21 protein-coding genes and 1 pseudogene are annotated in these 22,065 nt (G+C 69.3%); 13 read left to right on the top strand and 9 right to left on the bottom strand.

The window, feature by feature from the left end; genetic code table 11:
* Nucleotides 1-26: 26 nt before the first annotated feature.
* From ACZ3I4_RS15760 to ACZ3I4_RS15745, 4 genes are all read left to right on the top strand, one after another.
* Nucleotides 27-662: an MBL fold metallo-hydrolase gene (locus tag ACZ3I4_RS15760; protein WP_465382633.1), complete on the top strand. Its 636-nt coding sequence runs from the start codon at nucleotides 27-29 to the stop codon at nucleotides 660-662.
* 1 nt (nucleotide 663) lies between these two features.
* Nucleotides 664-1,599 carry a hypothetical protein gene (locus tag ACZ3I4_RS15755; RefSeq protein WP_465382632.1) on the top strand — a complete coding sequence of 312 codons (936 nt, stop codon included), beginning with the start codon at nucleotides 664-666 and terminating at the stop codon, nucleotides 1,597-1,599.
* 109 nt (nucleotides 1,600-1,708) lie between these two features.
* Nucleotides 1,709-2,446 carry an SCO6745 family protein gene (locus ACZ3I4_RS15750; protein WP_465382631.1) on the top strand — a complete coding sequence of 246 codons (738 nt, stop codon included), beginning with the start codon at nucleotides 1,709-1,711 and terminating at the stop codon, nucleotides 2,444-2,446.
* 40 nt (nucleotides 2,447-2,486) lie between these two features.
* Nucleotides 2,487-3,428, top strand: a complete 942-nt coding sequence (locus ACZ3I4_RS15745) for a GNAT family N-acetyltransferase (RefSeq protein ID WP_465382630.1) — start codon at nucleotides 2,487-2,489, stop codon at nucleotides 3,426-3,428.
* A 3-nt stretch (nucleotides 3,429-3,431) separates the two neighbouring features.
* On the opposite strand, the gene ACZ3I4_RS15740 is transcribed toward ACZ3I4_RS15745, so the two are convergent.
* A complete protein-coding gene (locus ACZ3I4_RS15740; RefSeq protein ID WP_465382629.1) occupies nucleotides 3,432-3,887 on the bottom strand; it encodes a gamma-glutamylcyclotransferase in 456 nt (151 codons plus the stop codon).
* Nucleotides 3,888-3,974: 87 nt separating this feature from the next.
* Between ACZ3I4_RS15740 and ACZ3I4_RS15735 the strand changes: the two genes are divergently transcribed.
* Nucleotides 3,975-5,375 carry an NAD(P)H-quinone dehydrogenase gene (locus ACZ3I4_RS15735; protein ID WP_465382628.1) on the top strand — a complete coding sequence of 467 codons (1,401 nt, stop codon included), beginning with the start codon at nucleotides 3,975-3,977 and terminating at the stop codon, nucleotides 5,373-5,375.
* On the opposite strand, the gene ACZ3I4_RS15730 is transcribed toward ACZ3I4_RS15735, so the two are convergent.
* Entirely contained in the window at nucleotides 5,305-6,042 is a 738-nt protein-coding gene (locus ACZ3I4_RS15730; protein ID WP_465382627.1) for a DedA family protein, read from the bottom strand. The genes ACZ3I4_RS15735 and ACZ3I4_RS15730 overlap by 71 nt on opposite strands.
* A 342-nt stretch (nucleotides 6,043-6,384) precedes the next feature.
* On the opposite strand from ACZ3I4_RS15730, the gene ACZ3I4_RS15725 reads away from it, so the two are divergent.
* Nucleotides 6,385-6,927 (top strand): GNAT family N-acetyltransferase, encoded by a 543-nt coding sequence (locus ACZ3I4_RS15725; RefSeq protein ID WP_465382626.1) that lies wholly within the window; start codon nucleotides 6,385-6,387, stop codon nucleotides 6,925-6,927.
* A 163-nt stretch (nucleotides 6,928-7,090) separates the two neighbouring features.
* Here the strand turns inward: ACZ3I4_RS15725 and ACZ3I4_RS15720 are convergent, their stop codons facing one another.
* Nucleotides 7,091-7,624 carry a TetR/AcrR family transcriptional regulator gene (locus ACZ3I4_RS15720; RefSeq protein ID WP_465382625.1) on the bottom strand — a complete coding sequence of 178 codons (534 nt, stop codon included), beginning with the start codon at nucleotides 7,622-7,624 and terminating at the stop codon, nucleotides 7,091-7,093.
* A gap of 79 nt (nucleotides 7,625-7,703) precedes the next feature.
* On the opposite strand from ACZ3I4_RS15720, the gene ACZ3I4_RS15715 reads away from it, so the two are divergent.
* Entirely contained in the window at nucleotides 7,704-8,147 is a 444-nt protein-coding gene (locus ACZ3I4_RS15715; RefSeq protein WP_465382624.1) for a DoxX family protein, read from the top strand.
* Nucleotides 8,148-8,290: 143 nt separating this feature from the next.
* Here the strand turns inward: ACZ3I4_RS15715 and ACZ3I4_RS15710 are convergent, their stop codons facing one another.
* Complete coding sequence (locus ACZ3I4_RS15710) at nucleotides 8,291-10,051, bottom strand: acetyl/propionyl/methylcrotonyl-CoA carboxylase subunit alpha (RefSeq protein WP_465382623.1); 1,761 nt, start codon at nucleotides 10,049-10,051, stop codon at nucleotides 8,291-8,293.
* Nucleotides 10,052-10,073: 22 nt separating this feature from the next.
* Between ACZ3I4_RS15710 and ACZ3I4_RS15705 the strand changes: the two genes are divergently transcribed.
* Genes ACZ3I4_RS15705 through ACZ3I4_RS15695 form a run of 3 tightly spaced genes read left to right on the top strand, consistent with a single transcriptional unit; the run spans nucleotide 10,074 to nucleotide 12,360 of the window.
* Nucleotides 10,074-10,628, top strand: a complete 555-nt coding sequence (locus tag ACZ3I4_RS15705; protein WP_465382622.1) for a PadR family transcriptional regulator — start codon at nucleotides 10,074-10,076, stop codon at nucleotides 10,626-10,628.
* Between the two features lie 28 nt (nucleotides 10,629-10,656).
* On the top strand, nucleotides 10,657-11,601 hold the full coding sequence (locus ACZ3I4_RS15700; protein ID WP_465382621.1) for an ATP-binding cassette domain-containing protein: 945 nt from the start codon (nucleotides 10,657-10,659) through the stop codon (nucleotides 11,599-11,601).
* Nucleotides 11,602-11,604: 3 nt separating this feature from the next.
* The gene (locus ACZ3I4_RS15695) at nucleotides 11,605-12,360 is read left to right on the top strand and encodes an ABC transporter permease (RefSeq protein WP_465382620.1); all 756 of its coding nucleotides are present in this window, start codon (nucleotides 11,605-11,607) and stop codon (nucleotides 12,358-12,360) included.
* On the opposite strand, the gene ACZ3I4_RS15690 is transcribed toward ACZ3I4_RS15695, so the two are convergent.
* From ACZ3I4_RS15690 to ACZ3I4_RS15670, 5 genes are all read right to left on the bottom strand, one after another.
* The gene (locus ACZ3I4_RS15690; RefSeq protein WP_465382619.1) at nucleotides 12,357-12,971 is read right to left on the bottom strand and encodes a Maf family protein; all 615 of its coding nucleotides are present in this window, start codon (nucleotides 12,969-12,971) and stop codon (nucleotides 12,357-12,359) included. The two genes, ACZ3I4_RS15695 and ACZ3I4_RS15690, sit on opposite strands and share 4 nt — an antisense overlap.
* Before the next feature lie 84 nt (nucleotides 12,972-13,055).
* Nucleotides 13,056-14,081, bottom strand: coding sequence for a S8 family serine peptidase (locus ACZ3I4_RS15685; protein ID WP_465382618.1), 1,026 nt, complete (start codon nucleotides 14,079-14,081; stop codon nucleotides 13,056-13,058).
* Nucleotides 14,082-14,212: 131 nt separating this feature from the next.
* The gene (locus tag ACZ3I4_RS15680; protein ID WP_465382617.1) at nucleotides 14,213-15,589 is read right to left on the bottom strand and encodes a hypothetical protein; all 1,377 of its coding nucleotides are present in this window, start codon (nucleotides 15,587-15,589) and stop codon (nucleotides 14,213-14,215) included.
* The gene (locus tag ACZ3I4_RS15675) at nucleotides 15,589-16,041 is read right to left on the bottom strand and encodes a hypothetical protein (protein ID WP_465382616.1); all 453 of its coding nucleotides are present in this window, start codon (nucleotides 16,039-16,041) and stop codon (nucleotides 15,589-15,591) included. Before ACZ3I4_RS15675 ends, ACZ3I4_RS15680 begins: the two co-directional genes overlap by 1 nt.
* A gap of 102 nt (nucleotides 16,042-16,143) precedes the next feature.
* On the bottom strand, nucleotides 16,144-16,341 hold the full coding sequence (locus ACZ3I4_RS15670) for an acyl-CoA carboxylase epsilon subunit (RefSeq protein ID WP_465382615.1): 198 nt from the start codon (nucleotides 16,339-16,341) through the stop codon (nucleotides 16,144-16,146).
* Between the two features lie 101 nt (nucleotides 16,342-16,442).
* Here ACZ3I4_RS15670 and ACZ3I4_RS15665 point away from each other — a divergent pair.
* From ACZ3I4_RS15665 to ACZ3I4_RS15655, 3 genes and pseudogenes are all read left to right on the top strand, one after another.
* Nucleotides 16,443-17,378: pseudogene (locus ACZ3I4_RS15665) on the top strand (serine/threonine-protein kinase); the annotation flags it as partial.
* Nucleotides 17,379-20,911: 3,533 nt separating this feature from the next.
* Entirely contained in the window at nucleotides 20,912-21,124 is a 213-nt protein-coding gene (locus ACZ3I4_RS15660) for a hypothetical protein (protein ID WP_465382614.1), read from the top strand.
* 126 nt (nucleotides 21,125-21,250) lie between these two features.
* The gene (locus tag ACZ3I4_RS15655; protein WP_465382613.1) at nucleotides 21,251-21,988 is read left to right on the top strand and encodes a M50 family metallopeptidase; all 738 of its coding nucleotides are present in this window, start codon (nucleotides 21,251-21,253) and stop codon (nucleotides 21,986-21,988) included.
* The last annotated feature ends 77 nt before the right edge of the window (nucleotides 21,989-22,065 follow it).

The following is a 22,065-nucleotide window of genomic DNA, read 5'->3' as shown; positions in this document are numbered from 1 at the left end:
TCACGAATCAGCGGCGGAGGGATCCCGTGCAGATCACGAAGTTCACGCACTCCTGTCTCCGGGTCGAGGGCGCGGGCGTCCTCGTGGTCGATCCGGGGGCGTTCAGCGAACGAGCGGCGCTCGACGGCGCCGACGCGGTGCTGATCACCCACGAGCACTTCGACCACCTCGACCCGGACGCGCTCGCCGAGGCCGTGGCCAAACGGCCGGAGCTGCGCCTCTTTGCCCACCCCGACGTGCTGGCCCAGCACCCCAGCTTTGCCGAGCTGTCGACCCCGGTCGAGCCGGGCGCCGAGTTCGAGGCCGCGGGTTATCGCGTACGGGCGTACGGGGGTCAGCACGCCGTGATCCACCCGGACATCCCGCGCATCGCCAACGTCGGTTACCTGATCGCCGACGAGTCGACGAATCTGTACCACCCCGGAGATTCGTTCACCGTCCCGGAGGACACGACGGTGGACACCCTGTTCGCGCCGTTGAATGCTCCGTGGATGAAGCTCTCCGAGTCGATCGACTTCGTCCGGGCGGTCAAGCCGGGACGGGCCTACGCGCTGCACGACTTCCTGCTCACCGAGACCGGGGCGAAGGTCTCGGACGGACACCTCGAGCGACTCTCCGGTACGAAGTACGCGCACGTCGCGCCCGGCACTAACATCGCCTGACGTGCCCAGTGCCACCGACGATCTGATCCAGCGGCTCTACGAGTCCCCGCCGGAGGGCTTCGTCGCGGCCCGGACAGCCGCGGTCGACGACGCCCGCAAGGCCGGCGACCGGGCCACCGCCAAGCGCCTGGCCGCGCTCAAGAAGCCCACCGTGGCGGCCTGGGTGGTCAACCTGCTCGCACTGCGCCGGCCCGAGCTGATCGAGGAACTCGTCGAGCTGTCGAGCTCGCTGCGCGAGGCCCAGCGCGGGCTGGACGGCGCGGCGTTGCGCGAGCTGACCAACCAGCGCCGCCAGGTGGTGTCGGCCCTGGTGTCGGCGGCGAGCAAGCTGGCCCGGACCGAGGAACCGTCGATCAAGCTGCCGCTGGGCGAGGTCGAGGCCACGCTGACCGCCGCGCTGGCCGAGCCCGGCATCGCGGCCCAGGTGCGTACGGGAAGGTTGATCCGCGCCGCCACCTATGCCGGCTTCGGCGAGGTGCCCCGGCCCCGGCTTCGCCTGGTGACCGACGACGTCGACCTGTCCGAGGACGACGAGCCCGAGGACGATGAGCCCGAGGACGAGGACGAGGGCGGCGAGGTCGTCGAGTTCCCGCAGCCGTCGGCGCGCGAGCGGGCCGCCGCCGAACGCCGCCGCCGCGAGATCGAGCAGCGCCGCCGCGAATTGCGCCGGGAACTGTCGAGCGCGCAGGCGGCCGAGAAGCGCGCCGACGACCAGCTGGAGCGGGCCGAGGCGGCCGAACGTGATGCTGGTCACCTTGTCGACGATCTGGACGCGGAGCTGGCCGAACTGGAACGGCGGCGTACCGAGGCGCAGGCCGACGTGGCCCGGCGCAAGCAGGCCCGCCGCCTCGCCGAACGGGAGGCCGCGGCGGCCCGGCGTCAGGTCGGAGACGTCCAGGCCGCATTGGAGGATCTCGAACCGGACGAGCCCGAATGACGCCCGCCAACCGGCCCATCGCCCGGAAACGGACCAAAGGCCCGGCCGGCGCTATCCGGGACAGCAAGAATATTTTCGGAATGCCGCCCAGGGGAGCAGAATCGGGCGGGTGACCCCCGAACAGGCAGCCGCCAACGCCAAGACGGGGCTAGCGACGATCGTGGGCGCCTTTGCCGAGTCACCGCAGACGCTGCGCCGTGCGCGTCTGCTGGGTCTGTCCGGCTGGGCCTACCACGTCTCCGCGCGTGCGGGCGCGCTCGGAGACGTACGCCCGGAGACCGTCGCCGCCTCGATCGGCCTCATCGCGCCCGAGGCCGTCATCGACGGCTGGGAAGCGACCGCCAAGACCTCCGCGCCGATGGAGGTGGCCACCTGGCACCTCCACGAGCTGTGCACCTGGGGCCTGGAGCAGATCAGCGGGTTCCCGCGGCTGGCCCGGCTGCAGGAACTGACCCGGCGGGTAGTGGCCGCGGTCGATTACGCGGGCCTGCCACTGTTCGCGGCCTGGCGGGCGATGCCGGTTCCCGATCAGACCGCCGGTGCGCAGGCCGCCGTGCTCCTGCACCTGCTGCACGAGCACCGGCTCGGCGTCCAGCTCGTGGCCGTACGGGCCAGTGGGCTGACCCCGCTGCAGGCGATCATTGCCGGGCCCGAGGGCGAGACCGGCGCGGTGGCGTTCGGGTGGCAGCCGCCCTATCCGCCGGCGGGCCCGATCGTCCGGCGTCTCATGTGGGCCGAGTCCGTGGCCGACGCGATGGCCGGTCAGGCGTACGCGGCCCTCGACCTGGGCGAACGGGTCGAGCTGATCGGTCTGCTGGAGTCGCTGAGGCACCGGCTCTCGCAATAAACACTCGCCCGATCGAGCACCTTCGTGATGCGATGCGCGGGTGACCGATCTTCCCGACGGCTGGAGCACTCGCCGGCCGACCCTCGACGACCAGCCCGCGCTCCTCGAACTTGTGCACGCCAGCGACATCGCCGCGATCGGCTATCCCGACTACAGCCCGGAAGACCTGCATGAGGCCCTGACCGAGCCCAACACCGACCTGTCCCGCGACAGCTGGGTGGCGCTCGACCCCGAGGGCCGCATCGTGGGGTGGGCCTACCCCGGCAACGCCACCGGCGAGAACCGCGACTTCATCGAGGTCTACACCTGGCCCGAGCGGGGCCGTCCGGCGATCCGCCCACTGCTCGACCTGATCCTGGCCCGCGCGGCCGAACGGGGCGCCGAGTTCGGCCACAGCCCGTACGAGGTGCGCGCCGGCGCCGTGCCGACCGAGTCGATGTACATCGAGCAGCTGACCGACTGCGGGTTCGTCTTCCTCAAGCAGCACGCGCGCATGCAGATCCCGCTCGACGGCGTCTCCCCGACCCCGCCCGAGCCGCCGACCGGGGCCACGATCCGCACCGTACGTCCCGACGACGAGGCCGACATGCGGGCCTTCCACGGCGTCGTCGAGCAGGCGTTCCTCGACTCCGACCACCGAGCGGCGCCCTACGACGCGTGGCGCAAGCAGGCGACCGCCTTCGACGAGTGGTTCGTGGCCGAAGTGGACGGCGTGGTCGCGGGCGCGCTCGAGTCGTCGTACGACAGCGACACGACGAACGACGAGGGCTGGGTCAAGCGGCTCGGCGTTCTGGGGGCGTACCGGAAACGGGGTTTGGGTGAGGCTCTTCTGCGCCGTGCGTTCGCCGCCTATGCCGCCAAGGGGTACGCCAAGGCGGGTCTGGGGGTCGACATGGAGAACCCGACCAGGGCGGCCCAGCTCTACCTCGCCGTCGGCATGAAGCCGCTCTACGAGGCCAACATCTATCAGAAGATGCTCTGAGCCTTACGGGGACGAGGTGCCGGTGGGACGGCGGCGCAGCTCCTCGACGTAGTCGTCGGGGGCGCCCGCCTTCTCCGCCGCGTTTGCGATCTCGCTCAGATACCACGCCGTGGGCAGGCCACCCTCGTAGCCGGCGAAGACGTAGACCCACGCGCTGAACTCACCCTCGAGCGTGGAGACACGCACGGTGACCTTCTGGTACGCCCCCGCAGTCACGCCCTCGACCTCGTCGAGCTGTGACGCGTCCCACGGATGAACGTCGTACAGCGAGACGAAGACCCGGTCGCCGGGCGATTCGACGATCGTGGTGACCGCGCCCTCCCAGCCGATTTCCCCCTCACCGGCAAAGGTCAGGCGCCAGCCTTCTATCCACCCCACGCCCACCATGGGCGAGTGCGGACAGTAGGCCCGCATGCGGGCCGGGTCGAGGTTTGAGCCATACGCGGCGTAATGACGCACGGCGATGACGATAGCCGCCCGGGGCGGTGGTGGAGAATACAAGCAGTGCGTGTCGGCACATCTGCCATGCGGGAAGGTTGGGGCGTCGTGAGTCGGATCGTGATCATCGGTGGGGGACCGGGCGGGTATGAGGCGGCGTTGGTGGCGGCCCAGCTCGACGCGGACGTCACCCTCGTCGAAGCGGACGGGCCGGGCGGGGCCTGCGTCCTGACCGACTGCGTGCCCTCCAAGACCTTCATCGCCAGCTCCGAGGTCATGACCGGCTATCGGCACAACGACCGCTTCGGCATCCGCTCGTCGGGGCTCGACGGCGTCACGGTCGACGCGGTCGCGGTCAACGACCGGGTCAAGAGACTGGCGCTGGCCCAGTCGGCCGACATCCAGGCCAAGCTGGTCAAGGCCGGGGTCGACGTGGTGCACGGCCGGGCCCGGCTGGGCGAGGACACGCTCGGCCACACCCACCAGGTGCTGGTCACCCCGCACGACGGCAAGACGTACGCGGTCGAGGCGACGACTGTGCTGCTGGCCACCGGGGCCACGCCGCGGGTGCTGGCCACCGCCCGGCCCGACGGCGAGCGCATCCTCGACTGGCGGCAGCTGTACGACCTCACCGAGCTGCCCGAACACCTGATCGTGATCGGTTCCGGGGTCACCGGCGCCGAGTTCGCCAGCGCCTACCTGGCCATGGGGGTGCAGGTCACCCTGGTGTCGAGCCGCGAGCGGGTGATGCCGCACGAGGACGCCGACGCCGCGATGGCGATCGAGCGGGTGTTCCGCGAGCGGGGCATGACGATCCTCAGCCAGGCGCGCGGCAAGAGCGTGGAAAACACCGGTTCCGGCGTACGGGTGACGCTCGGTGACGACCGGGTGATCGAGGGCTCGCACGCGCTGATCGCGGTCGGGGCCGTGCCCAACACCGCCGACCTGGGCCTGGCCGAGTACGGCGTGCAGGTGGGCGACGGCGGCTACGTGACCGTCGACCGGGTGTCCCGCACCAACGTGCCCGGCATCTACGCCGCCGGCGACTGCACCGGGGTGCTGCCGCTGGCCAGTGTGGCCGCCATGCAGGGCCGGATCGCCATCTGGCACGCGATGGGGGAGGCCGTGGCCCCGCTGCGGCTGCGCACCGTGTCGGCCAACGTCTTCACCGACCCCGAGCTGGCCACCGTCGGCGTCTCGCAGAACGACGTGGACGCGGGCCGGATCCCGGCCCGTCAGGTGATGCTGCCGCTGACCGGCAACGCCCGGGCCAAGATGACCGACCTGCACGACGGCTTCGTCAAGTTGTTCTGCCGGCCGGCCACGGGCCAGATCGTCGGCGGTGTCGTGGTGGCGCCCAAGGCGAGCGAGCTGATCCTGCCGATCACGATGGCGATCGAGAACAACCTGACCGTGGACCAGTTGGCCCACACGATCACTATCTACCCGTCGTTGTCGGGGTCGATTGCGGAAGCGGCGCGTCAGCTGATGCAGCACGAGCTGCAGTGACGTCCTTGCGGCCGGCCGCCGCGGCCTCGAGCTCGTCGGCCTTGCGGCCGCCGAAGAGGGCCAGGATCCAGCCGGCCGTGCCGAAGACGACGGCGGCGGTGGCGGCGATCGCGAACAGGCGCCACGCGGACTGGGTGATCGCGGTGCCGCCGACGTGGCCGACCAGCCCGCCGTACGTGCCCCAGGCGATCGCGGCCAGGCCGTCGTACAGGATGAACATCTTGACCGGATAACCGCGGCGGCCGGCGTGGAAGCCGGCCGCCATGCGCCCGCCCGGAACGAACCGGCAGAGCAGCAGCACCAGCGGCCCCGGCCGGCGCAGGCCCCGGGTGAAGCGCGCGGCGGCCTGCTTGGTCTTGGAGATCTCCTTGGCCTCGTCGTCGTGCTTCGGCGCATAGCGCGCGCGCAACGCGGCCAGCCGGCCCTGACCCCGGCCACCCGAGGAACGGCCGAGAACGAACGCGATGCTGTCGCCGGTGAACATGCCCAGCGCCCCCACCGCGATCACCAGCGCAAGATCAAGATTTCCGTAGACAGTCAGCGCCCCGGATGTGATCATGATCGCCTGAATCGGCACCACCGGAATCATCGCGTCGATGGCGAGGAAGCCGAAAAGAGCAAGGTACGCCCATGCCGGTGTTGCCATCATGGTCAACAGTTCGGTCATAGGTCATGCCACCTCGCGGCGTTTCGGAGTCCACGTCATTGTCGACGAGGGCACCTGAGAATGGGCTGTGTTCAGCATGCGCCCTGATCAGACCCGGTCCATGGTGATGCCGGACACGGTAATCTCTCGATGCCTTCCCGCGCTGCCCATTTTCGGCTCGATGGCGTCTCGTAAGGGCGTGTTGTCCGGGTTTGTCCAGCTCGTTTTTCGCTGGCAGCGCAGCGGGCGTACCGTGAGATTGCCGGAACGCCGGGTCCCCCGTTCTCGGTGTGCCGGCCGGTGGGCCGTCCGTAGGTCCCGTACGGGCGGTCCACTCGTCATGCGCTCGCCTACCCTGTGCGGGTGCCTTCGCTCGTCGCCCCCACCGTCGACGCCCGCGACTCGTTTCTCGCCGCCATGGCCGAATACGTGGCCGAGGGGCGGGGCGGGCTCGACGACTTCAGCACCGTCGGCACGGACCTTCGCACGTACGCCTCCACGTGGTCCACGCCGGAGGGATTCGCCCGGTTCGTTGCCTATCTGAGGGCTCAGGGCCGCGAAGAGACGCCTCGCCCGACCGGCTTCGTTCCCACCACCGTGCTGTGGTGGCTCGACGGCGTGGAATATCTGGGCCGGCTGAACATCCGCCATCGCCTCGCGCCCGGACCGGCCGGGGAGCGCAACGGGCACATCGGCTCCGACGTGCGCCCGGGGGCGCGCCGCCGTGGTCATGCCACCGCCATGCTGGGCGCCGCGTTGCCTCTCGCGGCTGGGCTGGGCCTTCCGCGGGTGCTGATCACGTGCGACCACGACAACGAGGCGTCCCGCCGGACGATTGAACGCAACGGGGGCGTGCCCGCTGATCGGCGCGACGAGAAGCTTCGATTCTGGGTGCCCACCGGTTAGGTCCTGTTGAGGGGTCCACCCCGTCGCTGCCCTGGATTGTTCGCGCGGGCTGCGGCCCTGGCGTTGGTTCGTCCGCGATGCGGCGCTCGCGTTCTTCGTCCGCGCCGCGGTCCCTGGGGCTTCTTCGTCCGCGCCGCGGCCCTGGTGAGCTTCGAAACGGCGCCTACGGCCGGTCCAGCTGGGTGAACAGCGTCCGCGCCAGGACGAGCGGGTCCTGGTCGCGGCCGGGGAAGGCGCCGGAGAGCCAAAGCGTGGCGAAGCCGTGCGCGATCGACCAGGCCGCCTGTCCCGCGGTCCTCCCGTCGCCCGAGGCCGACAGGGTTTGCGCGCCGCCGTAGAGCACCTCGGACGACCGGGCCCGCGCGGCCATCAGGGCCGGGTCGTCGGCGTGATAGAGGTCGGGCCGGAACATGACCTCGAACTGGGCCCTCCGGGTCACCGCGAACCGCACGTAGGCCACGCCCATCTCGAGAAAGCTGTCACCGGCCAGCGCCCGGGCCAACTGCTCGAACCCGTCGGCCGCGAACGCCGTGAGCAACCCCGCCTTGTCACCGAAGTGGTGAGTCGGCGCCGCGTGCGACACCCCCGCCCGGCGAGCCAGATCGCGCATGCTCAGGGCCGCGACCCCGTTTTCCTCGATCGCCTCCGCGGCCGCCTCGAGCAGCGCCCGCCGGAGATCGCCGTGGTGATAAGCCATACCCCGATCCTAACTTGTCATTGACAAGATGGCCCGATCGACGGCAATCTTGACAGCGTCAAGTTGGAGGAGGACAGAAATGGCACCCTTGGTTGCTCTGCTCGCCGGCAGCGCGCTGGCCCGGCTGGCCGGCCTGCTCGGCGTCGACGCCCTGGACGGCTGGTGGCCGGCCCTGCGCGTGGGCCTGGCGCTGATGTTCGTGCTGACCGGACTGGCCCATTTCGGTCTGGGCCGCCGCGAGGGCCTGGTTGCGATGGTGCCGCCGTCGCTGCCCCACCCGGCGCTGCTGGTCACCGTCACCGGCGTGCTGGAACTCGCCGGGGCCGCGGGCCTGCTGCTGCCGGCCACCGCCCGCCTCGCCGCGGCCTGCCTGGCTGCGCTGATGCTGCTGATGTTCCCCGCGAACGTCTCGGCCGCCCGCCGTCAGCTCAACCTCGGCGGCCGCCCGGTCACCCCGCTGAGCGTTCGCGTCCCCATGCAGGCGCTCTTCGTCGCCGCGGCCGTGGCCGTAGCACTCGGATGATCACCACAAGAAGACAGGGGCCCGCCCACCGGGGGGTCCCCCACCCATCACCATTATCCCGTGTTCGGCTGATCTTCAGGGGCAGCCTGTGGATAACCGGGAACTGTGGATAACTCTCGAACCCGCAGGACGGCCGTCTATCTTCAGTCGATGCTGCAGACCACAGTTCCCGCGGTGACCGTCTCTCCGACCTTGATGGACAAGCCCGACACCGTGCCGTCCTTGTGCGCCTGCAAGGGCTGCTCCATCTTCATCGCCTCGACGACCACGATGACGTCGCCCTCCGAGACCGTGTCGCCGTCGGACACCGCGACCTTCACGATCGTGCCCTGCATCGGAGCCGTCAGCGCCGCGGCGCCGGCCGCCTGGGGACCTGCCCCACCCGCGGCCGTGGCCCGGCGCGACGCCGGTCGGCCGGGCGCCGCCTTGGCCGGGGCGCCGCCTTGCAGCAGCTTCGCCGGCACGCGAACCTCGAGACGCTTGCCACCCACCTCGACCACGACCGTCTCGCGCTCGTCGGCCTCGGCGGCCGTCGCGACCCCGGCGGTGAACGGCTCGACGCCGCCCGCCCATTCGGTTTCAATCCATCGCGTGTGGACTGTGAACGGTTCCGTCGTGAAGGCGGCGTCGCGCACCACGGCACGGTGGAAGGGAAGCACAGTGGCGATGCCGGTGATGACGGTCTCGTCGAGCACCCGGCGGGACCGTTCCAGAGCCTCTTCCCGCGTACGGCCGGTGACAATGATCTTCGCCAGCAACGAGTCGAAGTTGCCTCCGATCACACTGCCCGCCTCGACTCCCGCGTCGACTCGGACGCCGGGGCCGAACGGCCACGACAACGACTCGACCGTGCCCGGAGCGGGCAGGAAGTTGCGACCCGGGTCTTCGCCGTTGATGCGGAACTCGATGGAGTGGCCGCGGGGCGCCGGGTCCTCGGTCAGCTCGAGCGTCTCGCCCGCGGCGATGCGGAACTGCTCGCGTACGAGGTCGAGGCCCGCCGTCTCCTCGCTCACCGGGTGCTCGACCTGCAGGCGCGTGTTCACCTCGAGGAACGAGATCGTCCCGTCCTGGCCCACCAGATATTCGACCGTGCCGGCGCCGTGGTAGCCCGCCTCGCGGCAGATCGCCTTGGCGCTCTCGTGGATGGACGCGCGCTGCTCGTCGGTGAGGAACGGGGCCGGCGCCTCCTCGACCAGCTTCTGGTGGCGGCGCTGCAGCGAGCAGTCGCGCGTGCCGACCACGATGACGTTGCCGTGCGTGTCCGCCAGCACCTGGGCCTCGACGTGCCGCGGCCGGTCGAGGTAGCGCTCGACGAAGCATTCGCCCCGCCCGAACGCGGCCACCGCCTCGCGCGTCGCGCTCTCGAACAGCGACGGGATCTCGTCGAGGGTGCGGGCCACCTTGAGGCCACGGCCGCCACCGCCGAACGCCGCCTTGATCGCCACGGGCAGGCCGTGCTCCTCGGCGAACGCGATGATCTCGGACGCGTCGGCCACCGGCTCGGAGGTGCCGGGCACCAGCGGCGCGCCCGCCCGCTGCGCGATGTGCCGCGCGGTGACCTTGTCGCCCAGGTCGCGGATGGCCTGCGGGGTCGGCCCGATCCAGGTCAGACCCGCGTCCAGTACGGCTTGGGCGAACTCGGCGTTCTCGGAGAGGAAGCCGTAACCGGGGTGAACCGCGTCGGCCCCGGCTCGCGCGGCCACGTCGAGCAGCTTGTCGATGCGCAGATAAGTGTCGGTGGCGGTCTCACCCTCCAGCGCGTACGCCTCCCCGGCGAGCCGCGCGTGCGGCGCGTCCCGGTCGCTGTCGGCATAGACGGCGACGCTGGCAAGCCCGGCGTCCTGGCAGGCCCGGGCGACCCGGACGGCGATCTCGCCACGGTTGGCGATCAATACCTTGCGCACGGGCTGAGCTTACGCTGAAGGGGTGTCCCCAACGCGCATGATGATCCTTGGCCTGGTTCAGTGGATGGAGCCGGTGCACGGCTACGACGTACGCCGGGAGCTTCTGAGCTGGAGCGCCGACAAGTGGGCCAACGTGCAGCCCGGGTCGATCTACCACGCGCTACGCAAGATGGCCGACGAGGGACTGCTGCACGAGGTCACCACCGAGCAGGTCGGGGCCCGTCCCGCGCGTACGACGTACGGGATAACTGACAAGGGGAAGGCCGAGTTCCAGTCCCTGCTGCGCAACGGCTGGTGGAATCTGTCGCCGGGTGTCGACCCGTTCATGGCCGCGTTCTCGTTCCTGCCCGGCTTGCCGCCCGAGGAGTCCGCGGCCGCGCTGCGCAACCGGGCGACCCAGCTGCAGGCCGGCGTGCACCAGCTCGAGGCCGCGACCAAGGCCGACTGGGCCGACAACAAGCCGATCTATGTGACCTGGTTGTGGGAGCGGAACATCGTCATGGCCGAGGCCGAGATCGCCTGGTGCGAGCGGACGGCCAAGCGGATCGAGGAGACCGGGCAATTCAAGTTTGACTAGTAAAAGTTGACGACCGTAGTCTCTCTGCATGATAGAGACTCGCGGATTGCGCAAGTCGTTCACCTCACGCCAGGGGCGTGAAAAGAAGACCGTCGAGGCCGTACGCGGTGTCGACCTGGACGTCGCCGAAGGGGAGATCTTCGGCTTCCTCGGTCCCAACGGGGCCGGCAAGACCACCACCCTGCGCATGCTGGCCACGCTGATCGCGCCCGACGACGGCACAGCGACCATCGCCGGCGCCGACCTGCGCACCCAGCCGGGCGAGGTGCGCCGCCGCATCGGCTACGTGGCCCAGGGCGGCAGCACCTGGGACGACTCGACCGCGCGGGAAGAACTCGTGCTGCAGGCCCGGCTCTACGGCGCGGGCAAGGCGGCCGCGTCGGAGCGGGCCGCGCGCGTCCTCGACGGCTTCCAGCTCAGCGAATACGCCGACCGCAAGTGCAAGACCTACTCGGGTGGCCAGCGCCGGCGGGTCGACATCGCGCTCGGCATCATCCACGAACCCAAGGTCGTGTTCCTCGACGAACCGACGACCGGCCTCGACCCGCAGAGCCGGGCCCACATGTGGGACGAGATCAGACGGCTGCGCGCGGAGGGCATGACCGTCTTCATCACGACCCACTACCTCGACGAGGCCGACGCGCTCTGCGACCGCATCTCCATCATGGACGACGGCGAGATCGTCGCGTCGGGCACGCCTGCCGACCTCAAGCGCGAGATCTCGGGCGACGTCGTGCGGGTCGGGTTGCCGGTCGAAGCGGTCTCGTCGGCGGCCGAGGCGCTCCATTCCTACAAGCTCGAGACGTACGAGGACAACGTGCGCCTGTACGTGGAGGACGGCGCCGTCGCGATCCCGCAGATTCTGCGCGCCCTCGACGCGGCCGGCGTCCCGCTGGGCACGATCGAGCTGCACCGCCCCAGCCTCGACGACGTGTTCCTGACCAAGACCGGCCGATCGCTGCGGGAGAGCTGAGGCATGAAACTGCTACGCGACACCTCACTGATCTTCAACCGGCAGATGCAGTTGCTGCTGCGCAATCCGGTGTGGATCCTCGTCGGCGTCTTCCAGCCGGTGATGTACCTGCTGCTGTTCGCCCCGCTGCTCAAGCCGGCCCTGCAGGTGCAGACCAACGCCGAGGCGTATGAGATCTTCGTGCCCGGTCTGCTGGTTCTGCTGGCCATCTTCGGGGGCCTGTTCCAGGGCTTCGGCCTGATCGCCGAACTGCGGGCGGGCGTGATCGAACGCTCCCGGGTGACGCCGGTGAGCCGCGTCGCACTGCTGCTGGGCCGCTCGCTGCGCGACGTCGTCTCGCTGATCGCCCAGGCCGTGATCATCACGCTGCTCGCGCTGGCCTTCGACCTGCGCGTGTTTCTGGGCGACCTGCTGCTGGCGTACCTGATGCTCGCCCTGATCTCGCTGATGACGTCGGCGGTCAGCTACGGCGTCGCGCTCGTGGTCAAGAGCGAGGACGCGCTGGCCCCGCTCATGAACACGGTCGCCCAGCCGGTGCTGCTGCTCAGCGGCATCCTGCTTCCGCTCACGTACGCCCCCGGATGGCTGCAGGGCGTGGCCGACTGGAACCCGTTCTCATGGGCGGTCAACGGAACCCGCGCCCTGTTCCGCGGCGACCTGGGCGCGCCCGCAGTCTGGCAAGGCCTACTGATCATGGCCGTGCTGGCGGTGCTGGCCGTGGCCTGGGCCGCCCGCGAGTTCGCGCGGAGTGTCCGCTAGTCCTTCCACAGCGCGATGTACGGAACGCCCATCTCGGCGAGCAGATTGCGCAGCAGGGGCAAGGAAAGCCCGATGACGTTGCCGGGGTCGCCTTCGATCCGATCCACGAAGGCGGCTCCGCGCCCGTCCAGCGTGAACGAGCCGGCCACCTGCAGCGGCTCACCGCTGGCCACATAGGCCGCGATCTCGGCGTCGCTGACGTCGGCGAAGTGAACCGTGGTCATGCCAACGGCCTCGGCCTGCTTGCCCGTGACCAGGCTGGTCACGTGATGGCCGGTGTGCAGCACACCCGACTTGCCGCGCATCCGCATCCAGCGCTGGGTGGCCTCCGCCGCGTTGGCCGGCTTGCCGAAGATCTCGCCCTCGAACGCCAGCACGGAATCACACCCGAGCACGACCACACCCGGATCAGCATTCAACTGAGCCGCGATGGTGCGCGCTTTCATACGGGCCAGGGCCAGACACAGCGTGTACGCATCCTCGGCCTCGACGCCCGACTCATCAACGCCGCTGACCATCACTTCGGCCTCGATCCCCGCCGCAGTGAGCAGCCCCCGACGTGCCGGGCTGGCCGACGCAAGAATCAACCGGTACGCGATGTCCTTCTCCACAGCCCGAGGCTACAAGCTTCGTTTGAACTAATACCGCACACTTAACGGCGTTTCAGCCCCAAACTTCCCGCCCGTGCCCCCGCTTCAGCCCCGCTCGCGCCCCCGCCGCCGCAAAACGAGCGCAACTACAAGGGCCGCCGCCGCGACAACACCAGCCAGCCCCCCAAACAGCAAAGCCCCACTGTTAGAAGCCGGCGACGCCTCAGCCGCAGGCGTAGTAGGCGAAGCAAACTGCGGCCCAGCAGCCACAGGCCCACTCGAACTGGGTCCAGCACTGCCCCCAGGCGCCGCAGTGCTCCCACCCCCAAGAGGCGGAACCTCAGCGGTCAGAGCCTTAACAATGTTGAGCCGCCCAAACCCACACTCATCATCCCGCCCAGGAGGCCCAATATCGTCGGCGGTGGCCGTGAGCCTATGGATCACATCGCGTGCTGATAGGTTCGGGTACTTGGCTCGGACCAAAGCGGCAGCTCCCGAAACTATTGCAGTGGAGTTGGATGTGCCGTTCGATGTTCGGTACTTCGTTTTCGGGAAAGCCGTTATGATGTCAACGCCAGGCGCGCAAATTTGTACCTTCGGATCAGCGGCGGAGGTCGGCGAGTGTTTTCCGTCTCGGCCGGTACTGCCAACCGTGAGAACTCCGTTGATAGCTGCGGGGTAGCCAACGAGTATTTCGGAAGATGCGTTAGCCGCGGCTGCTACGACGATGATATCGTCCGAAATTGCTGTACGGACGGCGTCTTGTAGGGCGAACGCAGGCCCCGTGCTCGCCGAAACGTTTATGACCTTCGCGTCGTGTTTCGTGGCCCATGTAATGCCTCTTGCCATTGCAGTGCCGTCAATATTCTTACCGGTCTTAGAAATTCGGACAGGCAGGATTTTGGAGGCTGGAGCAATGCCCACTAAGCCATTTCCGGGTGTCCTTCCATGCGCTGCAATGAGGGACGCCATCCCGGTACCGTGCCCGAACCCGTCGACTCGCCCGTTACTAGCGGGGCTTGAGGTTTCGTCGACTCCGTCAAGAAGATTTCGCTTCAGGTCAGGGTGAGGAAATGTGCCCGAATCAACAACGGCAACTGTAATATCCGCGCCGGTTGTGATCGCGTGCACTTGAGAAATCTTAAGTGTCCGCAGATACCACTGGCCATCACGCGCGGCATCGGCATGTGCGGCGCGGGCCGGTGTTGCTGCGAATACGACAAAAAGTGCCCCGATGGCCACAGCGGATTTGCGAAGAAGACTCAATTCAGTCCGATCACTGGTCCTGGATCGATTCGCCTTTCGCGAGATGGCAGTACTACTGGGGCTACGCCTTCGGCTGTCTCCCAAGGATTATCGGGATCCCAATGGGTTTCTACCTCGGATGAGTTAATTCCCTCCGCCCGACGTCCACCTACTTGGCCGTAGGGGGTCCTAGGGCTATGTCCTACGGCGCCGCGACTACCGACCCCACCGTTATGGGCATTTCCGCCAATGACTCCACCAACAGGGTTTACCCGGGCCGCGCCGGACCGCGGAGCGCCAGGCTGTGAAAGTCCCGCGCCAGGAACGCCACCGATGATTCCGCCCGGCGGGAGAGCGTGCATGCCTCCCGCAGATGTTGTGGGGCGGGTGAAGCCCTCGCGGGGGAGTCCTGTGCCTCGGCTTAGCCCTGTCGCTGGCGGAACGATGGTCGTGCCGCCCGTCGGTTTGAACCCAGGTGTGGTCGGCGCAAGACCTGGTCCAGTCGGCGGGATGAGCGCAGGATTAGTAATCGGGCCATTCCCAGGTGTCGGTGCAAGTGGAGTGGGAAGCCCAGTCGAAGGTGGCGTGAGCGTCGGTTGGTTTGCGCCACCGAGGATCAACCCAGGCTGAGTCGTCGGGGTGGCGACGGGTTGGGTGGCGCTTGGCGCGGGAAACGTCGCAGATGGGCGCGCGGAGCGCGAGTTGGAAGTGCTCGGCGATTCATAGATGGGCGTGATTGGGGGAATGGGAAGCGGTGTGTAGGTGGTGCCATCCCCGCTAGAGGACGGGTCCTGCCTAGCTTTCCCAGGGATGTAAGGCGTTGGCGTTCGAACGCTGAACTGAGCCTGGACCAAGTCGCCGCTTACTCCGTTGAGCAGGACTACTGCCTTTTGGTGTAGTTCTGCCTGGCGGCCCGGAGCTACCGGCGGCTCTTCGCCGCTTGGGCTGGGGGTCGGGGTGGGCTGGCCGCTTGTGTTTTGCTGCGTGGTGGTGAAGTTGGCCAGCGCCTGTTCGTTGGCGAGGTATTCGCGGGCTATCTCGTCCATGTCCTTCTGGGCCAGGCTGATGGAGAGCGTCGCGCGGGCGAAGGCGTCGTGGTTGGCGATCGCGGCCTCGTAAGTGTCTTCGAGGTTGGCGATCAGCTCGTTCAGGCGGGTGATGTAGGCCTCGGCTGCCTTGTTCTTGGCGGGGGGCCAGGCGGCGGCGAGGTTGTCGCGGTAGTTCTGGACCTGCCAGCGGTGCTCGTTGATGAGGTCGGCCGAACGCTTCCAACCCGTCAGCAGCTCGTAGTGCTGGTCGGTGTTGGGGTTCTGGATGTAGGCCTGCATGTCCTGCATCGTCATCATGCCCCAGGGCGTGCCGCCGGCGCCGCCACCGCCTCCTGCGATCAGCATCAGACGTCTCCCTCGCTGGTCGTGGAGGTGGGGTAGCTGTGGGTGCTGGCCTCGGGGATGCCGACCTTGTCGAACGCCTTGTTCACGTCGGAGACGCGCGCGTGGGAGAAGGCGTCGGAGCCGCTGTACTGCTTGCTGATGTCGGAGGCGGCGGTGGCGAAGCCCTGAGTGCCGTTCGCGTAGTTGTAGACGTTCTGGTGGGTGACGTCCTGCGCCTCGTTGTGCTTGGTGAGGAACGACGTCAGCTCGACGAAGCCGGCGGGCGGCGGCGGAAGTGGCGCGCCCATCGACTCGGAGACGCTGGCCATGTGCGGGGCGTAGCTGTCCTTCACGTTCGCGGCCAGCTGGGCGGCGAACTTTTCCATGGCCTGGATGTCGGCCTCGATCGAGCCGAAATCCGTGGTGCCGTAGTCACGCAGCCAAGCAGGACCGCGGTCCTCCTCCGGAATCATCTGCGCCTCCCCCGAAACCCGAACACAAGTACGCGAAGCGTCTGTGAGAGTAGTCGGTCGCTGCCAGCGTGGGGGACCCTGTGGACAGTGATGGGAGATGATCTAGCGAGGTAGGGCGGATGTTCGCCAGGAGGTAGGGGCCATCGATGGGCGCGTGGAGCGGGCCCAGGTGGATGCCGGTGGTTCGGGGCTGGGGGCATCGGTTTTGCTGGATGCCGCCAGCAGGACCGTGAGCAGCGCAGCCAGCTCTTCGGGGGCCGGTTCGCCTCGCACGACGCTGACCAGCGGTTCCGTATCCATTGACTGAGCGTACGACGTAGTGGGGTGTAACCGGTGACACGCATCCCACACTCGGCTGATCGATTCGCTGTCGCTCGACATGACCGGGTATTTTCTCCGTGATGTCTTCCTCTCCCCCGCTCGTAGTCGCTGATCGTTACCGGCTTGTCGCGCCGCTCGGTCAGGGCGGGATGGGTCGTGTCTGGCGGGCGACCGATGTCGTCCTGCACCGTGAGGTCGCCATCAAGGAGCTCGTGCCTCCGCCCGGGCTGACCCCGGGTGAGCGGCAAGAGATGCGTGAGCGGTCGCTGCGTGAGGCCCGCGCGATCGCCCGGCTCAACAACATCAACGTGGTCCGCGTCTTCGACGTGCTGCGCACCGACGCCGACCCGTGGATCGTCATGGAATACGTGCCGTCCCGGTCGCTGCAGGACACGCTGGCCGCCGACGGGCCCTTCAGCCCCGTACGCGCCGCCGAGATCGGCCTCGGTGTGCTCAACGCGCTGCGTGCCGCCCACCGCGCCGGGGTCGTGCACCGCGACGTCAAGCCGGGCAACGTGCTCATGGGGGCCGACGGGCGTGTCGTGCTCACCGACTTCGGGCTGGCCACTGTTCCGGGCGACCCCAACGTCACACGTACGGGTCTGGTGCTCGGCTCTCCGGCCTACATCGCGCCCGAGCGTGCCCGCGACGGTTCCGCCGGGCCGGCCGCCGACCTCTGGTCTCTCGGCGCCACGCTGTACGCCGCGGTCGAGGGCGCCTCGCCGTTCGCCCGGCCGTCCGCGATCGCCACGCTGGCCGCCCTGGCCACCGAGAACCCGCCGCCCGCGCGCAACGCCGGCCCGTTGAAGCCGGTGCTCAACGGCCTTCTGCGCAAGGACCCGACGCACCGCATCAACGCCGAGGAGGCCGAGCGCCTTCTGCTTCGCGCCACCGGCCGCCGCTCCAAGCTGAGCTTCCCGATGAGCCCGACCATGCGCCGCCCCGGGGTGGGCCGCGACCGCACGGCGCTCACCGGGGGCACCTCCGCGGCTCCGGTTGTGCCCGGTCCGCGGCCTCCGGTCGCCCGGCCGTCCGGTTCGCCGCCGGTCACGCCGGGTCGCCCGGCAGCCGGCGAGGGCCCTCCGCCGGTCTTCGCCCCGGGCAAGGCGCCGGTGGGCCGTTCGAACCCCGAGCCCCCGGCTCGCGGCCGTACGCCCGCGCCGCCCGTCCATGGTCACACCACCGAGCCGGCCGCCCGTCGCCGCACCACCGAGCCGCCCGCCCGCGGCCGCACCGAGTTGCCGGCCCGCGGCCGCACCGAGTTGCCGGCCCGCGGCCGCGTCGAGCCGCCCATGCACGGCATCACTCCCGAGCCGCCGGCCCGTCGCCGTCCCGCGGCCGAAACGCCGACCCGCGTCGACGGTCCCAAGATCGACGCCCCGGGCCTGGACGCCACCCGCATCGACGGCCCGCCCATCGACGCCACGCGCATCGACGGCCCTCCGGTTCGCGACGACCGGACCACAGCGGTCGACATGCCCGCGGTTCCCTCCGGTTCTCAGGCAGGTGGCGGTCTTTCCCGTACGTCGAGAGGGTCGCAGGCCGGTTTCACCGCGGCCGACGTCGCCGCGAACCGTCGGAAGAAGGCCGCCCCCGAGCACGAGAAGTCCCTGTCCGATGCCACGGCCCTGATTCCGCGTGTGGATGCCGACGGGCTTCCCGCCACCGACAAGCAGGACAAGCCCGCGGCCGACCCGACGACCCGGATCGCGTTCCCGGCGAAGCGGCCGACCGGGGCGACGCCCAAGCCGCACACCGCCAAGGGCGCGCCGGCCGCGGACACTGGCGACAAGACCACCCGGATTTCCGAGCCCGTCGACAAGACGACGAAGATCCCGGCTCCGGTCGACAAGACCACCAAGATTCCGGGGCCGCCGCCCAGCACGCCGACCGCCGACCGGCCCGCTGTCCAGGACGCGACGCAGGTCGTAAGCCCGGCGAAGGCCACGCCGGCCAAGACCGGGCCCGCACCCGCCAGGCCCCAGCCGGCCGAGGCCAAACTCGCCGAGGCTGAGCCGGCGGCCAGGACGGACGCGGCCAGTGTCGAGTCGATCACGGTCGATGCGGGCAAGGCGGAGCCGATCACGGTGGACGCGGCGAGTGCCGACCCGATCACGGTCGATGCGGGCAAGGCGGAGCCGATCACGGTGGACGCGGCGAGTGCCGACCCGATCACGGTGGACGCGGCCAGCGCCGACCCGATCACGGTGGACGCAGCCAGCGCCGACCCGATCACCGTGGATGCGGGCAAGGCCGAGCCCATCACGGTAAACGCGGCCAGTGCCGAGCCGATCACGGTGGATGCGGCCAGTGCTGGGCCCGCCAAGGCCACGTCCGCCAAGGGTGCGGAGGCTGAGGACGCAGGCGACGAGGGCGCGGCGGCTAAGGAGAAGCCTTCGGCCAAGGGCGCCGATCAGGTAGTGAGCCCGGCCGCAGCTACGCCGTCGGCGGCCACGCCCGCGACGGCTGAGCCCGCAGAGGGTGAGCCATCGGGAGGTGCGGCCGCAGCGAGGCAGACCGCGCAGACTGGGGCCGCCACGACCGAGACCTCGGGGGCTGGGGCGACCACGGAGGCTGGTTCCGCAACGACCGAGACTCCGCGGGCTGGGGCCGGGGCTGGGGCGACGCAGGCCGCGAAGGCTGAGGCCACAGCGACCGAGGCCGCGAAGGTTGGGGTGACCGAGACCCCGGAGGCTGGGCCTGCGGCGACGCAGGCCGCGCAGGGTGGGGCCTCCACGACCGAGACCCCGCAGGGTGGGGCATCTACGACCGAGACCCCGCAGGCTGGGGCGGCCACGACTGAGACCCCGCAGGGTGGGGCCGCGACGCAGATCGCGAAGACCCGGGCCGCCACTACCGAGACTTCACAGGCTGGGGCCGGGGCGCCGCGGACTGCAGAGGCTGGGGCCGCGGCGACCGAGACCCCGGAGGTTGGGGCTGCGGCGACGGGCACTGCGAAGGCTGTAGCCGCGGCGACCGAGACCGCGACGGCCGGGACCGAGACCGCGACGGCCGGGACGGCGGCGACCGAGACCGCGAAGGCCGGAAACCCGGCGACCAAGACCGGTAAGCCCGGGATCGAAGCGGCCAAGACCGAAGCGGCCAAGACCGAATCGGCCAAGACCGAATCGGCAGAGACCGAATCGGCAGAGACCGAATCGGCAGAGACCGAATCGGCAGAGGCCGGGCCGACGGATGCCGGGTCGACAAAGGCGAACACGGCTGAGAGCAACACCGCTGCCGCGAACGCGAACGCGGCAACGGGGAACGCACCCGCGCAGGGTGCGCCTGCGAAGAGCGAAGCCACGGCCGAGACCGACGCGACCGCGGATGACAAGAGCGACACCGCAGCGGCCAAGACCAGGCCCGCGAAGACGGGCCGCGGTGGCAAAGCCGCCGGCGCGACGACGGCGAGCACGCCCGCTGCCGAGGCGCCGGCCGCTGACGACGCCGGCAGCGCGGCTACGACGGCGAGGGCAACCACGGTCGAGGCCGGAAACGCCGCGGCCGGCGACGAAGCGGACAGCCGGAAGGCCGGCGAACCGCACGCGGATGTGGACGCCACGAGGACCCTCGCGGCCGCCGCCCTGGCTGACCAGACCACCAAGATCGCCGAGCCGGCCAACACTGGTACGGACAAAGCGAACCGCGACCGGCCGACGGCGCGGGGCGGCGGCGCGAGGCGCGACGAGGATCGGGTCGAGGACGACCCGATGGCTCCGCTGCCTGCGTTCAACCGTCCGAGCCGCCCGGCCTGGGCGCCGATGCCGCATGGTCAGACCCCGGGCATCACCGTTTTCGGCACGCGGCTCACGTACGGTCAAGCCGCGATCGCCGGTGGCATCATTCTGCTGGTCGTCGTGCTGGTGGCCGTGCTGATCGTCCAGTCGTTCGGCAACGACAACGGCGACGGCGGCGACGACCAGGGCCAGCCCGCCGTGTTGCCGCCGAGCGCGGCCGCGACCACCAAGAACAGCCCGTCCAGCGCGGCCACGACCAAGCCCAGCCCGAGCTCCGCGCCGCCCACCACCACCGCGCCCGCGCTCAGCCTGCCCAGCACCTGGGAGATCTATTCGGACAGCACCGGCTTCAAGATCCCGCTGCCCAAGAACGCATCCAAGTCTCGTTCCGGCAGCGAGGTCGCGATCCGGTGGAACAACCGCTACCTGCTGATCGATCAGACGGACAAGCCGCGGGCCGACGCGATCGAGGACTACAAGCAGCAGGAGCGTGACCGGGCCGGCCGGGACTACCGGAACTACGAGAAGGTCAAGCTGGTCGAGGTCAAGGACTACTTCAAGCAGACCGCCGACTGGGAGTTCTACTACACGACGAGCACCGGTAACCGACAGCACGCGGTGAAGCGCAACATCATCGTCAGCGACAAGCAGGCGTACTCGATCTCCTGGTATGTCTCGCCCGAGGACTGGAAAGCTTCGCTGTCCGATCTCCAGTTGATCTATCAGGGCTTTCGCCCCAAGTAGTAACTCCCGCGAGTGACAACGGGGATGAATGGGTAGTTCATCCCTGTCACGGACGGAGGTGCGACATGAACTGCCGACGCTACGGCAGCAAGCCGACACTGGTGCTCTGGTTGCTGGTGGCCATCGCTGACTTGGCCTTTCTTACCGTTGCGGCCGGTGCGCTGGTCATGGTCGCGGTTGTTTCGCTGGTGGCCGTGCTCGGCGGTGGCGTGTTCGCCGCGAAGACGCTCGCCCGGCGTTCCGCCGCCCCGGAAACGGTGGCCCGGCGCAGGGCGTGAGTAGAGCAGTGGCCCGGCGCAGGGCGTGAACAAAACAGTGGCCCGGCGCAGGGCGTGAACAAAACAGTGGCCCGGCGCAGGGCGTGAACAGCTGACACCTAGCGTGATCGGATACAGTTCCGCGCTGTGTCGATCGAGAGTGTGACTGACTTCTGGGACAAGCTGCTCGGAGCCCAACCGGATCCCCCCGGCCTGCTCGTGCTGCTCACCGCCCTGGCCGGTTTTCTCGCGGTGTCGTTCCGGCCGGTCTGGCGGGTGGCCCGCAACGCCGTCACGATCGCCCACGAGGGTGGTCACGCGTTCTTCGCGCTGCTGACCGGTCGTCGCCTGCGCGGCATCCGGCTCGAGTTCGACACGTCCGGCCTGACGCTGTCGTCGGGCCGCCCGACCGGGCCGGGCATGATGCTCACCCTGCTCGGCGGCTATATCGCGCCGTCCCTGGTCGGGGTGCTCGGCGCCTGGCTGCTCGGCGGCAACCGGATCACGTTGCTGCTCTGGCTGGCCGTCCTGCTGCTCCTGCTGATGCTGATCAACATCAGGAATCTGTTCGGCGTCGTGTCGCTGGTGGTCACCGGGGCTGTCGTCTTCGCCGTGTCATGGTGGGCGTCTCCCGAGGTCCAGGCCGCTTTCGCGTACGCCGGGGTGTGGTTCCTGCTCTTCGGCGGTGTGCGCCCGGTCTTCGAGCTGCAGGCCCTGCGCCGCCGGGGCCGGATGCCCGAGTCCGACGCCGACCAGCTGGCCCACATCACCCATGTGCCGGCCCTGTTCTGGGTCGGCGTTTTCCTGGTCGTCAACCTGGTCGGGCTGCTGATCGGCGCGTTCCTCCTGGCCGGCCAGTGGCTTCCGGAGTTGAGCACGCCGTAAAGCCCGTACGGGATGGCGATCGGCCCGGTCAGGCCCGCACTACAAGCGGAGCCAGTACGCAACCGCCGATCGTCCGA

The sequence above is a fragment of the Actinoplanes sp. NPDC021490 genome (assembly GCF_055562135.1).
The sequence above is the reverse complement of the archived record's forward strand: the minus strand, read 5'-3'. Positions and strand labels throughout refer to the sequence as shown.